Raw genomic sequence first — 13,605 nt, 5'->3', positions numbered from 1 at the left:
TGCCCCGACCCGTTTTCCCGCACGGACGTACCCCCTTTCGGGTTCCCTTCGTTGGGCTTCCCGGGCGCGACCCCACCATCACGTACAAGCTGGAACCCCCTCTGCCCAGCGCCACGGCCGACCCCACAAACACACCCAGCCCCGCCCCGGCCCGACCACCTGACCGGACTCCCCGAACGCCTGGAAGGAACCACCCCCCGATGAACCCGACGCCCCACCCCCCACACCACGCGCCCGACGCACCCCGCGACCTCGTCGGCATCGGCATCGGCCCCGCCAACCTCTCCCTCGCCGCCCTCGCCCACCCCCTCGCCGAACTCGACACCGCCTTCTACGAACAACACCCCGCCTTCGACTGGCACCCCGGCCTCCTCATCGAAGGCACCACCATCCAAGTCCCCTTCCTCGCCGACCTCGTCACCCTCGCCGACCCCGCCAGCCCCTGGACCTTCCTCAACTACCTCAAAACCCGCGAAAGACTCTTCCCCTTCTACTTCGCCGAGCGCTTCCACATCCAACGCGCCGAATACGACGCCTACTGCCGCTGGGTCTCCGAAAACCTCCCCGCACTCCACTTCGGCCACCAGGTCGACGCCGTCCGCTGGAACCCCGAACGCGACCTCTTCGAAGTCGACTTCACCCAACTCGACACCGACGGCGAAGCCGAAGCCCTCGGCCGCACCTACACCCGCAACATCGTCCTCGGCATCGGCTCCGAACCGTACGTACCCGAACCCCTCAAACCCCTCGTCGACGCCCCCACCGTCCCCGTCGTCCACGCCGCCGACTACCTCACCCACCGCGACACGATCCTCGCCGCCGACCACATCACCGTCATCGGCTCAGGACAGTCCGGCGCCGAAATCTTCCTCGACCTGCTCCGCCACCGCCCCGCCGGCCGCGAACAACTCCACTGGCTCGGCCGCACCGAAGCCTTCGCCCCCATGGAGTACTCCAAACTCGGCCTCGAACACTTCACCCCCGACTACACCCGCTACTTCCACGCCCTCGCCGAAGGCACCCGCGACCGCCTCACCACCACCCAATGGCAACTCCACAAAGGCATCGACGCCAACACCATCGCCGCCCTCCACGACGAGCTCTACCGCCGCACCCTCCACGGCGGCTGGCCCGACACCGTCCTCACCCCCGGCGTCCGCGTCCGCACCGCCGGCCGCATCGCCACCACCAAAGTCGAACTCCACCTCGAACACACTCAGCAGAACACCCGCTCCCGCCTCACCACCGACGCCGTCGTCCTCGCCACCGGCTACCGCGACCGCCCCCTCGACCGCATCCTCGCCGGACTCGACCCCTACCTCCGCCGCGACAGCCGCGAACGCCCCCGCATCGACCAGCAGTACCGCCTCACCCTCGACCCCTCCGTCACCGGCACCGTCTACGTCCAGAACGCCGAACGCCACACCCACGGCGTCGGCACCCCCGACCTCGGCCTCACCGCCTGGCGCAGCGCCACCATCCTCAACTCCCTCACCGCCAAAACCCCCTACCCCCTCCCCACCCGAACCGCCTTCACCACCTTCGGACTCGAACCCCGCCCCCACATCCCACCCGCCCGACAGACCCCCACCCTCACCCCGCTGGTCGAAGGACGCTGACGACACCACCGACAACACAACCCCACCGACAACCCACCCGACGGCACAGGCGACCACACAGGCGACAAAACAAAACGGCGCCGATGCCGAAGCACCGACGCCGCCCCCGTCCACCCCGCCTAGAACACCGGCGTACCGCCCCGCGTCAACTTCCAGTCCACCGACGCGAAGTCCTTCGGATCCAGCACACCCTTCGCCGTCACCCACTCCGAGATCCGCGTCCGGATCTCCGTCGACTCCGACCACAACTCCGGCGCCGCCGCCACATGCGGGAACGCACCACCACCATTGGCCCGATAGTTGTTCACCGCCAGCACGAACCGCTGCGCGTCATCCAACACCGCACCGCCGTACGACAGGTTCTTGATCCGCGACCCGGCCGCCGCCGCGATGTCGATCTCGTACGTCAGACCCGACACGTAGTCGTAGTTGTAGTCCGGACGCCCACCGGCATTCGTCAGCTTCGCCACATCGACCACCGCATCCGCAGCCGTCTGCACGAAATACTGCGCCGAATACTCCAGATACGCCCTGACCTGCGCACCCGTCATCAACTTCGCGACCAACGTGTTGTCATACACATACAGACTCGACAGATCCCGGATCGTCACCTCACCCGCCGGAATCTCCGACGTCCGCGAGAACGGCGACGCCTGCGCGATCACCGGCACCGACGCGTACTCCGTACCCGCGAGCGCCGCCTTGACGACGTCCTCCTGCACCTTCGTGATCAGGTCGATGATCGGCGCGTCCTTGTACCGCGCGTCCACCGTCGTCAACGTCTCCGTCGCCGAACCCACCACCTGGTTGACGTACGCCACCACGATGTCGTGCTCGTCCTTCAACAACTTCGTGATCCTCCGGTCGTCGGCGACCGTCTTCGAATCACGCACCGACGCCGCCACCGACTCGACCGACCAACGACCCTTCTCGAAGACCAGCTCCACATCGAACAGCGACAGCCGCTCCGCGTACGCCAACGGCTCCGACAGCACGACCGTCTTCCCCGTCTTCTCGTTCGTCACCTTCAACTCGGCGATCTCCGTGTGCGCATGACCCACCAGAATCGCGTCGATCCCCGGCACCTGCTGCGCCACCAACGCCGCCGAGTTCTCGACGTACGGCAACTGATCACCGTACGACGACGTCCCCGAAGAACCCGAGTGCGCCGACACCACCACCACGTCCGCACCCATCGACCGCAGCTTCGGCACCCACTTCGCCGCCTGCTCCTCCAGCCCCGGGAACACCAACTTCCCCTGGACATACGCCTTGTCCCAGATCGCGATCCCCGGATTGGTCAGACCCAGCACCGCCACCTTCACCGGCGGCGCACCCTTCACCCGGAACGTCTTGATGAAGTACGGCGGAAAAGCCGGCTTCAACGTCTTCGCATCCAACGCGTTCGCACCCAGCAGCGGGAAATCACACTGCTCCTCGAACTTCCGCAACGTCTCGATACCGTAATTGAACTCGTGATTGCCCAGCGCCACCGCGTCATACCCGATCGCGTTCATCGCCTGAGCCATCGGATGAACCGGACCACCCTTCGCCGTGATCGGATCCACCTTCGCGTAGTAGTACGTCAACGGCGTGCCCTGGATCGTGTCACCCGCGTCGAGCAGCAGCGTGTTACAACGACCCTTCTCCTTACGGACCTGCTCCACCAGCGTCGAGATACGCGCCATACCCTGCGCATTACCCTGCGCGTCCGTGTACTCCGCGTCCTTGAAATAGTCCCAGTTGAAAATGTGCCCGTGCAGATCGGTCGTCCCCATGACCGTCAGCGCATACCGCTTGACCGGCTTCGAAGGCCTCCGCCCCTCCGCGGCCTCAGCCGCCGGAGCCGCCACCGCACCGGCCAGCGCAACCCCCGCCCCGGTCACAGCGGACTTCTTCAGGAACTTCCGGCGGTTCAACGGCATGTCTGATTCTCCTCGGGGAACGGTCAACGACGCGCGTAGATTCTGACCCGGACACGCCGCACCGCGACAGACCCCGCAGGTTTCGATCTGATGACCGGCAGGGGCGTCAAGCAGGTAAGCGGTGACAGAGTGGGACGTATGACCACCCCATCACCGGAGGAGCCCCGCCCCGCCGTCCCCTACGGCACCCCCGACGCCCCCCGCATCGCCGTCCGCGGCGAAGCACACCTCGAAGTCGACCCCGAGATCGCCCGCATCGGCATCACCGTCGCCGCCCGCGGCAAAGACCGCCGCACCGCACTCGACGACCTCACCCGCCGCAACACCACCGCCCTCGACCTCATCAAAACCTACGGCCAAGCCGTCGAACGACTCGAAACCGGCTCCTTCTCCCTCACCCCACAACTCAAAGAAGGCCGCGGCGAACGCATCCACGCCTACCACGGACGCGTCCACATCACCGCCGAACTCACCGACTTCACCGCCCTCGGCGAACTCACCACACGCCTCGCCGACCTCGACCTCACCCGCGTCGACGGCCCCTCCTGGGACCTACGCCCCGACTCACCCGCCCACCGCCAAGCCCGCCAACAAGCAGTACACGAAGCCGTCCAACGCGCCCGCGAATACGCCGAAGCCCTCGGCACCACCCTCGCCGCCCTCGTCGAACTCGCCGACATCGGCGCCGAGAACACCCCACCAACCCACCTCTCCGCCCCCGGCAACCGCATGCGCTCCGCCGCCTACACCGCCGAAGACACCGCCGCCGCCCCCCTCGACCTCGAACCCCAACGCCAACACGTCCACGCCCAGGTCAACGCCCGCTTCACCATGGCCCCACCACAGCTGTAAACAGCAATCACCGGCACCAGCCGCCGGAAATAGTCATAAGAAAGCGCCGGGGCACCCCGAAATGCTCATCAGAGCACCCCGGCGCACCATTCAACACTTGTCAACAGCACGTCACCCAAAGGCCGTTGAGCAGTCACACCACACCAATTCCCTACCCACCGGTAAGCCCTAGGCTCGAAACATGCGCCGAGCAAAAATCGTCTGTACCCTGGGCCCCGCCACCGACACCTACGACCAGATCAAAGCCCTGGTCGAAGCCGGAATGGACGTAGCCCGACTCAACCTCAGCCACGGCACCCACGCCGAACACGAGGAGCGCTACCAGCGCGTACGCAAAGCCGCAGACGAAACCGGCCGCAGCATCGGCATCCTCGCCGACCTCCAAGGCCCGAAGATCCGCCTCGGCCACTTCACCGAAGGCCCCGTACTCCTCGAACGCGGCGACACCTTCACCCTCACCACCGAAGAAAACACCGAAGGCGACCGCCACACCTGCGGAACCACCCACACCGGCCTCGCCACCGACATCACCACCGGCGAACACATCCTCGTCGACGACGGCAAAGTCCGCCTCCAAGTCACCTCCATCGACGGCCCCCGCATCCACACCACCGTCATCGAAGGCGGCATCGTCTCCGACCACAAAGGCCTCAACCTCCCCGGCGTCACCGTCTCCGTCCCCACCCTCTCCGACAAAGACGAACACGACCTCCGCTGGGCCCTCCGCACCGGCTGCGACATCATCGCCCTCTCCTTCGTCCGCACCGACCGCGACATCCAGCACGTCCACCGCATCATGGACGAAGAAGGCCACCGCCTCCCCGTCATCGCCAAGATCGAAAAACCCCAAGCCGTAGACGCCATCGACAACATCGTCGCCGCCTTCGACGGCATCATGATCGCCCGCGGCGACCTCGGCGTCGAAATGCCCCTCGAACAAATCCCCCTCGTCCAAAAACGCGCCATCAAACTGGCGAAACGCAACGCCAAACCAGTCATCGTCGCCACCCAGATGCTCGACTCCATGATCGACAACGCCCGCCCGACCAGGGCGGAAGCCAGCGACGTGGCCAACGCCGTCATCGACGGCACCGACGCCGTGATGCTCTCCGGCGAAACCAGCGTCGGCAAACACCCCATCGAAACCGTCCGCACGATGGCCAAAATCGTCGAAGCGGCCGAGGAAGACATCCTCGCCAAAGGCCTGCCCCCACTGACCGAACGCAACAAACCCCGCACCCAAGGCGGAGCCATCGCCCGCGCCGCAGCCGAAATGGGCGACTTCCTCGGCGCCACCTTCCTCGTCGCCTTCACCCAGTCCGGCGACACCGTCCGCCGCCTCTCCCGCTACCGCTCGCCGATCCCGGTCCTGGCCTTCACCCCGGAACCGGCGACACGCGCCCAACTCACCCTGACCTGGGGCGTGGAGACGTTCCTCGGCCCACACGTGGATTCGACCGACGCGATGGTCGACCAAGTGGACGAGCTGCTGTTGAAGTACGGCCGCTGCAAGAAGGGTGACGTCGTGGTCATCACGGCCGGCTCGCCGCCCGGGGTCTCCGGGTCGACGAACCTGGTCCGGGTGCATCACATCGGGGAGGACGACAAGTAGGCCGGTCGGTCAGTACTTGGGGCCTACGTGAGTGTCCATGAGGGCGACTGAGGCTTTGCGGGCGACGGAGATGTTGAACGGGTCACTGCCGCGAGCGAGCGTGGTCCATTCGACACCGACGCTGTCGAGGGTGTCGGTGAAGAGCTTCCTGATGTCGTCCGATTTGTTGGTGAAGAAGTACCGCGGGTATTCGTAGCGCTTGCGCTCCCCGGCCACCAGGCGGGTCGTCCAGTTGGTGATGCGGCAGCCGTCGGAGTGGATGAGGCCGCGGATGAATTCCCAGGGGTGCGCGTCGACGATGGCCTGCTGCCAGGGTTCGAGGGCGATGTGCCGGTCGTGCTTCTTGCCGGGGCCGTGCTGAGGGAAGAGGCAGGGCAGGTGCTTCGAATAGACCTTTACGTTGCGGCAGCCGATCTTGCGGACGCGGCATACGGAGTTGTCGGGGAAGACCGTGCGCATCGCCCGCTCGCAGTCGTCCATGAGGCCGGGCCACGAATCGGCGCAGGTGATCATAAGGTTGGGCACTCGGTGCTCGGAGGGGTGGCTGATGTGTCCATCGCCGAGGTAGAGGCCCAGCAGGTAGCTGTACGCGGGCCTATCGAGTTCACGTCCATCGCAACGAGGGCACCTGGGGTCGTGTTTGCCGGGACACTCGCCGCGTTTCGCTCGGTCCCGGTGCTTCCAATAGCTGATTGTCCCGATCGGGACGCTTAGGGTCCGGGCGACGTGCGCGTTCGTCGCGCCATTGCGCAGGAGCGTGAGTGCCTTTTGTCGAACCTCAGTGCCGTGAAAGTTCATGCGGACACTCTGTGTCACTGATTGTGACGGCATGCAGCGAAAAGCGGATGTTCACGAGAACGTGAGCATCCGCTTCTTCCTGAAAGTGCCCGGTGTGGGATTCGAACCCACATGCCCAAAGGGCACGGCATTTTGAGTGCCGCGAGTCTGACCAGTTCCTCCAACCGGGCAAGCTGTGTAGCTGACGGGAAGCATACCGGGTCACCGCGGCTGCCCGCCCCTAGGTAGGCTGCTTACGCAGCAGTACCTGCCCGGCCCGCAACAAGGAGCCCCCGTGACCGCCCCCGAGTCGCCCCAGCCCGTAGACGTGCCCGACGACGACAAGTCGCACGTGCCTCCGCTGACGACCCGTGTCGTCATCGCCGAGGACGAGGCCCTGATCCGGCTCGACCTCAAAGAGATGCTGGAGGAAGAGGGCTACTCCGTGGTCGGCGAGGCCGGTGACGGTGAGCGGGCCGTCGAACTCGCCCGTGAGCACAAGCCGGACCTGGTGATCCTCGACGTGAAGATGCCGAAGCTGGACGGCATCTCCGCGGCCGAGAAGATCGCCGAGGAGCGTATCGCGCCCGTGCTGATGCTGACCGCCTTCTCTCAGCGGGATCTGGTGGAGCGGGCGAGGGACGCGGGTGCGATGGCGTATCTCGTGAAGCCGTTCAGCAAGAGTGATGTCGTGCCGGCGATCGAGATGGCGGTGTCCCGGTTCACGGAGTTGCGTGAGCTGGAGAACGAGATCGCGGATCTGACGCTGCGGCTGGAGACCCGCAAGTTGGTGGACCGGGCGAAGTCGATTCTTCAGACGGAGTACGGGCTGACGGAGCCGGCGGCGTTCCGGTGGATCCAGAAGACGTCGATGGATCGTCGGATGTCGATGCAGCAGGTGGCCGAGGCGGTCATTCAGGATGCGGATGAGAAGAAGAACGGTAAGGGCTGACACGCCGGTTGCCCGTGTATGGCGAGAGGCCCGCGTCCCTGGTGGGGGGCGCGGGCCTCTTCGTGTGGCGGGCGGGGGTGTTCTAGTCCTCGCCGAGGTATGCCTTGCGGACGGATTCGTCGGTGAGGAGGTCCTGTCCGGTGCCGGAGACGACGATGTTGCCGACTTCCATGACGTGTCCCTGGTCGGCGAGGGAGAGGGCTGCCTGGGCGTTCTGTTCGACGAGGAGGATCGTCGTGCCCTGGGACTTGAGCTCGGAGATGGTGGCCATGATCTTCTGCATCATGATCGGGGAGAGGCCCATGGAGGGCTCGTCCAGCATCAGGAGCTTGGGCTGGGACATGAGGGCCCTGCCCATGGCGAGCATCTGCTGCTCGCCGCCGGACAAGGTGCCTGCGGCTTGCTTGCGACGTTCTCCGAGGATGGGGAAGAGGTCGTAGGCGCGTTGGATGTCCTTTTCGATGCCTTCTTTGTCCTTGCGGAGGAAGGCGCCGAGTTGGAGGTTTTCGGTGATGGTGAGGCGGGGGAAGATGTGGCGGCCTTCGGGGGAGTGGGCGAGCCCGAGGGAGACGATCTTGTGGGCGGCGACGCCGGTGAGGGGTTTGCCGTCGAAGATGATCTTTCCGGAGGTGGGCTTGAGGAGTCCCGAGAGGGTGCGGAGGGTGGTCGTCTTGCCGGCGCCGTTGGTGCCGATGAGGGTGACGACCTGGCCGGCTTCGACGCTGAAGGAGATGCCCTTGACGGCTTCGATCTTGCCGTAGGAGACGCGGAGGTCCTCGACCTCCAGCAGTGTGGTCACTGGGTTTCTCCCTTGGTGCCGGTGGTGCTCTGTGCTGCTTCGGCGGCCTCGACCTCCGCGGCTTCGGCCTGGCCGGGGTCGCCTTCGAAGGGTTCGCCGAGGTAGGCGGCGATGACGCGTTCGTCGGCCTGGACGACCTCGGAGGTGCCTTCGACGAGTTTTTCGCCTTGGACGAGGACGGCGACGCGGTCGCACAGGTTGAAGATGAAGCGCATGTCGTGCTCGATGACGAGGACGGCGATGCCCATGTCGCGGATGGCGAAGACGAGCTCTTCGGTGGCTCGGGTCTCCTGGGGGTTCATGCCGGCGGTCGGCTCGTCGAGGAGGAGCAGGCCGGGTTCGGAGGCGAGGGCGCGGGCGATTTCGAGCTTGCGCTGTTCGCCGTAGGGGAGGTTCCTGGCGAGGTGGTCGCGTTTGTGGGCGAGACCGATGAACTCCAGGAGTTCCATGGCGCGTTCTTCGCTGGCCTTTTCCGCTTTCTTGAAGCCGGGGCCGCGTAGGAGTGCGGACCAGAGGCCTTCTTTGGTGCGGGTGTGGCGGCCGACGAGGACGTTTTCCAGGACGGTCATGTTGGCGAAGAGGCGGATGTTCTGGAAGGTGCGGGCGATGCCGGCCTGGGTGACGAGGTGGGGTTTGGGGGGGAGGACCGTGCCCTTGTAGGAGACGGTTCCTTCGGTGGGGATGTAGAGGCCGGTGAGGCAGTTGAAGAAGGTGGTTTTGCCGGCGCCGTTGGGGCCGATGAGGCCGACGATCTCGCCGGTGTTGACCGTGAAGTCGACGGAGCGGACGGCGGTGAGGCCGCCGAAGCGCATGGTGACGTCGCGGGCTTGGAGTACTGGTGTCGTCATGTCGGTCACGCCCCCGCCTTGGTCACGGTGGCCGGTTCGTCGGTCAGCGTTGGTTTGTCCGGTACGGCGAGTTGGCCGGTCTCGTGGAATTCGAGTTGTCGGCGGCGGTTGGCGATGATTCCTTCGGGGCGGAAGCGCATCAGGAGGATGAGGGCGATGCCGAAGGCGAGGAGTGACTTGTCCTGGAGGAAGACGAGTTTTTCGGGGAGCAGGTAGAGGAGGGCGGCGCCGAGGATGGGGCCGGCGACGGTGCCCATGCCGCCGAGGACGACGGCGGCGAGGAGGAAGGCGGAGTTGGGGGGTGTGGCGCCGGCGAACTGGTAGGGGGTGGGGACGACGCTGTAGGTGACGTGGGCGCTGACGGTGCCGGCGAGGCCGGCGAGGGAGGCGCCGAGGGCGAAGGCGATGAGTTTGACGCGGAAGCCGTTGATGCCCATGGCGGTGGCGGCGGTTTCGTCTTCGCGGATGGCGATCCAGGAGCGGCCGATGCGGGAGTCGGCGGCGCGGGTGTAGACGAGGACGACGATGGCCATGATGAGGACCATGAGCAGGTAGTAGTTGGCGAAGCGGCCGAGGGTGATGCCGGCGATGTCGTGGGATTCGCCGAGGTTGAACCCGAAGAAGCTGAGGTCGGGGATGGAGGGGATGCCGTTGGGTCCGTTGGTGATGTCGGGGCCGGAGTCGCCGTCCATGTTGTTGACGGCGATGCGGAAGATTTCTCCGAAGCCGAGGGTGACGATGGCGAGGTAGTCGCCGCGCAGTCGCAGGGTGGGGGCGCCGATGAGGATGCCGAAGACCAGGGATGCGGCGGCGCCGGTGAGGGCGGCGGCCCAGAAGGGGAACTGGACGCCGGAGAAGCGGGAGAACTCGGAGCCGGAGACGAGGGCGGCGGTGTAGGCGCCGACGCCGAGGAAGGCGACGTATCCGAGGTCGAGGAGGCCGGCGAGGCCGACGACGATGTTGAGGCCGAGGGCGACGGTTCCGAAGATGAGGATGTTGACGCCGATGTTGGCGTAGTGGTCGTCGGTCTGGGTGAAGGGGAACGCGATGGCCGCGAGGAAGCCCATGGCGAGCGTGAAGCTGCGGTTGTGGGCGACGAGGCGGGAGAACCGGTCGTTGATGCCGGCGGTGTTGAGGGCCCAGAGCGAGGTGGCTACGACGATGAGGTAGCCGATGAAGAGTTCGCCGTACTCGGTGTCGATGCCGTAGGTGAAGATGCCGAGGCCGAGGATGGTGGCGAGGGTGATGAGGGCGCGTTCCAGCCAGGGTGTGAGGGGCTGGGCGGCGGGGATGGTGTCGGGTTTGCTGATGTAGGCCTTGAGGCTTTCCTTGGTGCTGTCCTGGCCGACGCCCTGTTGGGGGAGGGCGAGGGCGCCGAGGACGGGCAGCAGGGAGGCGATGGCCGCGATCCAGCCGCCGGGTTCGAGGTTGACGACGCCGCCGAGTTTGTTGGCGATGGCGATGACGGTGAACCAGGTGGTGCCGAAGGCGCCGAGGGCGGTGAGGACGAGGGGGGCGTTGTTGCGGGCGGGGAGGAGCCAGCCGAGGCCGCGGACGCCGTAGAGGGCGAGGGTGAAGAGGGTGGTGAGGAGGCCGGCGGTGAAGGTGAGCCATTGGAGGCCGCCGGGGTAGCCGGTGATGGTGAGGTCGCCGGGGAATTCGGAGGTCCAGGTCCAGGCGAGGAACGCGGAGGCGAGGGTGGCGATGCCGCCGACGAGGAGGAGGGCGCGGGCGGCGGCTTCCGGGAGGGGGAGCAGGCCGCGGGTGGCGGGCGTGGTTTTGGTGGTGTCGGTCATGGTGTTCACGCCCTGTCCGCGACGCGTTCGCCGAGCAGGCCTTGTGGCCGCAGCAGGAGGACGAGGATGAGGAGGGCGAAGGCCCAGACGTCGGACCAGCCCTGGCCGCCGAGCTGCTGCATGCCGGGGATCCCGTCGATGTAGGCGGAGGCGAGGGTTTCGGCGACGCCGAGGACGAGGCCGCCGAGCATGGCGCCGTAGATGTTGCCGATGCCTCCGAGGACGGCTGCGGTGAAGGCCTTGAGGCCCATCAGGAAGCCCATGCGGTAGTCGATGTTGCCGTATTTGAGGCCGTAGGCGACGGCTGCGACGGCGGCGAAGAAGCCGCCGATGGCGAAGGCGATGACGATGATGCGGTTGGTGTCGATGCCCATGAGCTGGGCGGTGTCCGGGTCCTGGGCGGTGGCCTGCATGGCGCGGCCGGTGCGGCTTCTGCGGACGAAGAGGGCGAGGCCGGACATGCACACGATGGCGGCGACGACGAGGAAGATGTCGGCGTCCTTGATGGTGACGGAGCCGATGTGGTGGATGGTGTCGAGGCCGGGGAAGGAGCGGGTGCGGTCGGCGCCGGGGTAGAAGTTGCGGACGACTTCCTGGAGTGCCAGGGAGAGGCCGATCGCGGTGATGAGTGGTGCTAGCCGGGGTGCTCCGCGCAGTGGTCGGTAGGCGAACCGTTCCGCTCCGACGGCGATGAGGATGGCGACGATGGCGCCGCCGATCAGCATGAGGGGGATGGCGAGGGCCATCGCTGTGCCGTCGGGGAGGATGTAGAAGTAGACCGTGAGGGCGCCGAAGGCCCCGGTCATGAAGATTTCGCCGTGCGCGAAGTTGATGAGCTGGACGATGCCGTACACCATCGTGTAGCCGATGGCGATCAGCCCGTACATCGAGCCTAGGAGCAGCCCGTTGGCCAGCTGCTGCGGCAGGGTGTTCACCGCGTGGCCTCCATGTCGCTGGTGGTCGTGTGCACTGGTGGTGTGCGGGGGCGGGGGTGCACTGGTGTGCGGGTGTCTGGGTGTGGGAACGGGCCGCGCGGTCGGGGTCCTCCTTCCGCGCGGCCCGTGGTGAGGTGTGCTGGGGGCTGGGTCAGTTGACTTCGGCGGTGCCGGTCTCGACAGCCTTCCAGACGCCCTTTTCGACCTGGTAGACGGTGAGCTGCTTGTTGGTGGTGTCGCCGTACTGGTCGAAGGCGACCTTGCCGGTGATGCCTTCGAAGTCGGACTTCTGGACGTCGTCGACGACGGAGGAGCGCAGGGCGTTGATGTCGGTGGGGACCTTGCCGCCGTTGGCGTCCACGGCTGCCTTCACGGCCTTGATGATGGCGGTGGTGGCGTCGTAGGCGTAGGCGCCGTAGGCGCCGTAGTCACCCTTGTAGCCCTTGGCCTTGTACGTCTCGATGAACGTCTTGGCGGCGGGGAGGGTGTCGGCGGGGACGCCGATGGCGGTGACGAGGTCGCCTTCGGAGGAGGCGCCGGCGGCCTCGATGTAGGTGGAGGCGAACATGCCGTCGCCGCCGAAGAGGGGGATCTTGACGCCGGCGTCCTTGAGCTGCTTGGTGATCAGTGCGGACTCGTCGTACTGGCCGCCGTAGTAGAGGAGGTCGGCGCCGGAGTTCTTGATCTTGGTGACGAGGGAGCCGAAGTCCTTGGTGCCGGTGTTGACGTGGTCGGTCTGGACGACCTGTCCGCCGGCCTTCTTGAACTGTTCGGCGAAGATCTTCGCGAGGCCGGCGCCGTAGGTCTGCTTGTCGTCTACGACGAAGACCTTCTTCTTCTTGAGCTTGTTGAAGGCGTAGCCGGCGGCGAAGCTGCCCTGGAGTTCGTCGGTGGTGGCGGTGCGGAAGTACGTCTTGTACGGCCGCTTCTTGTCCGTCTGCCAGTTCTTGCCCTGGGTCAGTTCGGGGTTGGTGTTCGCCGGGGAGATCTGGACCATGTTGGCGGAGGCGAAGACCTGCTGCATGGTCTGGGCGACGCCGGAGTTCAGCGGGCCGACGGCGCCGACGGCGGTCTTGTCGCCGGTGATGGACGTGGCGTTGGACTGGCCGGTGGCGGGCTGGGCCTTGTCGTCGAGGGCTTTGATCTTGAATGTGACGCCGTCGACGAGCTTGGCCTTGTTGGCGTCGTCGACGGCGATCTGGGCGCCGTACTGGATGCCGAGGCCGGTGGTGGAGTTCTCGCCGGAGAGCGGGGCGTCCACGCCGATGGTGAGGGTGGTGCCGCCGTCGCTGTCGCCGCTGTCGCCGCCGTCGTCGTCTCGGGAGCCGCAGGCGGTGAGCGTCAGAGCTCCAGTCGCGAGGACGGAGGTAAGTATCACCATGGAACGTCGCACAATCAGTCCTTTCCGCAAGCACAGCCGCCCCTGTGGGGGGTGGTGGGTGCCGCGCTGGTACCGAACTCCCGATGGAGCGGTGACTGGCCGTGACTCT

Annotated in this window: 11 protein-coding genes and 1 tRNA gene; 4 read left to right on the top strand and 8 right to left on the bottom strand. The window is 66.3% G+C overall.

What is annotated here, in order from left to right:
- Positions 1-200 precede the first annotated feature (200 nt).
- A complete protein-coding gene (locus tag ACZ5VD_RS24300; protein ID WP_468549500.1) occupies positions 201-1,619 on the top strand; it encodes a lysine N(6)-hydroxylase/L-ornithine N(5)-oxygenase family protein in 1,419 nt (472 codons plus the stop codon).
- A gap of 119 nt (positions 1,620-1,738) precedes the next feature.
- Here ACZ5VD_RS24300 and ACZ5VD_RS24295 read toward each other — a convergent pair whose 3' ends face one another.
- Positions 1,739-3,544 (bottom strand): bifunctional metallophosphatase/5'-nucleotidase, encoded by a 1,806-nt coding sequence (locus ACZ5VD_RS24295; protein ID WP_468683255.1) that lies wholly within the window; start codon positions 3,542-3,544, stop codon positions 1,739-1,741.
- A 138-nt stretch (positions 3,545-3,682) separates the two neighbouring features.
- Between ACZ5VD_RS24295 and ACZ5VD_RS24290 the strand changes: the two genes are divergently transcribed.
- Positions 3,683-4,396 (top strand): SIMPL domain-containing protein, encoded by a 714-nt coding sequence (locus tag ACZ5VD_RS24290; RefSeq protein ID WP_468549502.1) that lies wholly within the window; start codon positions 3,683-3,685, stop codon positions 4,394-4,396.
- 181 nt (positions 4,397-4,577) lie between these two features.
- Positions 4,578-6,008, top strand: coding sequence for a pyruvate kinase (pyk, locus tag ACZ5VD_RS24285; RefSeq protein WP_468683254.1), 1,431 nt, complete (start codon positions 4,578-4,580; stop codon positions 6,006-6,008).
- 9 nt (positions 6,009-6,017) lie between these two features.
- Here the strand turns inward: pyk and ACZ5VD_RS24280 are convergent, their stop codons facing one another.
- Together ACZ5VD_RS24280 and ACZ5VD_RS24275 are read right to left on the bottom strand one after the other, a co-directional pair.
- Positions 6,018-6,806 (bottom strand): helix-turn-helix domain-containing protein, encoded by a 789-nt coding sequence (locus tag ACZ5VD_RS24280; RefSeq protein WP_468683253.1) that lies wholly within the window; start codon positions 6,804-6,806, stop codon positions 6,018-6,020.
- Between the two features lie 86 nt (positions 6,807-6,892).
- Positions 6,893-6,976, bottom strand: a tRNA-Leu gene (locus tag ACZ5VD_RS24275).
- A 104-nt stretch (positions 6,977-7,080) separates the two neighbouring features.
- Here ACZ5VD_RS24275 and ACZ5VD_RS24270 point away from each other — a divergent pair.
- Positions 7,081-7,737 (top strand): ANTAR domain-containing response regulator, encoded by a 657-nt coding sequence (locus tag ACZ5VD_RS24270; RefSeq protein WP_468549505.1) that lies wholly within the window; start codon positions 7,081-7,083, stop codon positions 7,735-7,737.
- An 82-nt stretch (positions 7,738-7,819) separates the two neighbouring features.
- On the opposite strand, the gene ACZ5VD_RS24265 is transcribed toward ACZ5VD_RS24270, so the two are convergent.
- The 5 genes from ACZ5VD_RS24265 to ACZ5VD_RS24245 all read right to left on the bottom strand — a co-directional run bounded on the left by ACZ5VD_RS24265 (position 7,820) and on the right by ACZ5VD_RS24245 (position 13,496).
- The gene (locus tag ACZ5VD_RS24265) at positions 7,820-8,536 is read right to left on the bottom strand and encodes an ABC transporter ATP-binding protein (RefSeq protein WP_468549506.1); all 717 of its coding nucleotides are present in this window, start codon (positions 8,534-8,536) and stop codon (positions 7,820-7,822) included.
- Positions 8,533-9,384: an ABC transporter ATP-binding protein gene (locus ACZ5VD_RS24260; RefSeq protein WP_468549608.1), complete on the bottom strand. Its 852-nt coding sequence runs from the start codon at positions 9,382-9,384 to the stop codon at positions 8,533-8,535. The genes ACZ5VD_RS24265 and ACZ5VD_RS24260 overlap by 4 nt, the downstream gene beginning before the upstream one ends.
- A 5-nt stretch (positions 9,385-9,389) precedes the next feature.
- A complete protein-coding gene (locus ACZ5VD_RS24255; RefSeq protein ID WP_468683358.1) occupies positions 9,390-11,180 on the bottom strand; it encodes a branched-chain amino acid ABC transporter permease in 1,791 nt (596 codons plus the stop codon).
- Positions 11,181-11,185: 5 nt separating this feature from the next.
- On the bottom strand, positions 11,186-12,115 hold the full coding sequence (locus ACZ5VD_RS24250) for a branched-chain amino acid ABC transporter permease (RefSeq protein ID WP_468549508.1): 930 nt from the start codon (positions 12,113-12,115) through the stop codon (positions 11,186-11,188).
- A 151-nt stretch (positions 12,116-12,266) separates the two neighbouring features.
- The gene (locus ACZ5VD_RS24245) at positions 12,267-13,496 is read right to left on the bottom strand and encodes a branched-chain amino acid ABC transporter substrate-binding protein (RefSeq protein ID WP_468549509.1); all 1,230 of its coding nucleotides are present in this window, start codon (positions 13,494-13,496) and stop codon (positions 12,267-12,269) included.
- Positions 13,497-13,605: the final 109 nt, after the last annotated feature.

Source organism: Streptomyces sp. NPDC032822 (genome assembly GCF_055578825.1).
Note: the sequence above shows the minus strand (reverse complement) of the source record. Positions and strands in the feature narration are given on the sequence as shown.

What these genes read in the sequence shown, in the direction of transcription:
- ACZ5VD_RS24300 (WP_468549500.1), top strand. Translation starts at nt 201, where the DNA reads ATGAACCCGACGCCCCACCCCCCACACCACGCGCCCGACGCACCCCGC.
- ACZ5VD_RS24295 (WP_468683255.1), bottom strand. Translation starts at nt 3,544, where the DNA reads ATGCCGTTGAACCGCCGGAAGTTCCTGAAGAAGTCCGCTGTGACCGGG.
- ACZ5VD_RS24290 (WP_468549502.1), top strand. Translation starts at nt 3,683, where the DNA reads ATGACCACCCCATCACCGGAGGAGCCCCGCCCCGCCGTCCCCTACGGC.
- pyk (WP_468683254.1), top strand. Translation starts at nt 4,578, where the DNA reads ATGCGCCGAGCAAAAATCGTCTGTACCCTGGGCCCCGCCACCGACACC.
- ACZ5VD_RS24280 (WP_468683253.1), bottom strand. Translation starts at nt 6,806, where the DNA reads ATGAACTTTCACGGCACTGAGGTTCGACAAAAGGCACTCACGCTCCTG.
- ACZ5VD_RS24260 (WP_468549608.1), bottom strand. Translation starts at nt 9,384, where the DNA reads ATGACGACACCAGTACTCCAAGCCCGCGACGTCACCATGCGCTTCGGC.
- ACZ5VD_RS24255 (WP_468683358.1), bottom strand. Translation starts at nt 11,180, where the DNA reads ATGACCGACACCACCAAAACCACGCCCGCCACCCGCGGCCTGCTCCCC.
- ACZ5VD_RS24245 (WP_468549509.1), bottom strand. Translation starts at nt 13,496, where the DNA reads ATGGTGATACTTACCTCCGTCCTCGCGACTGGAGCTCTGACGCTCACC.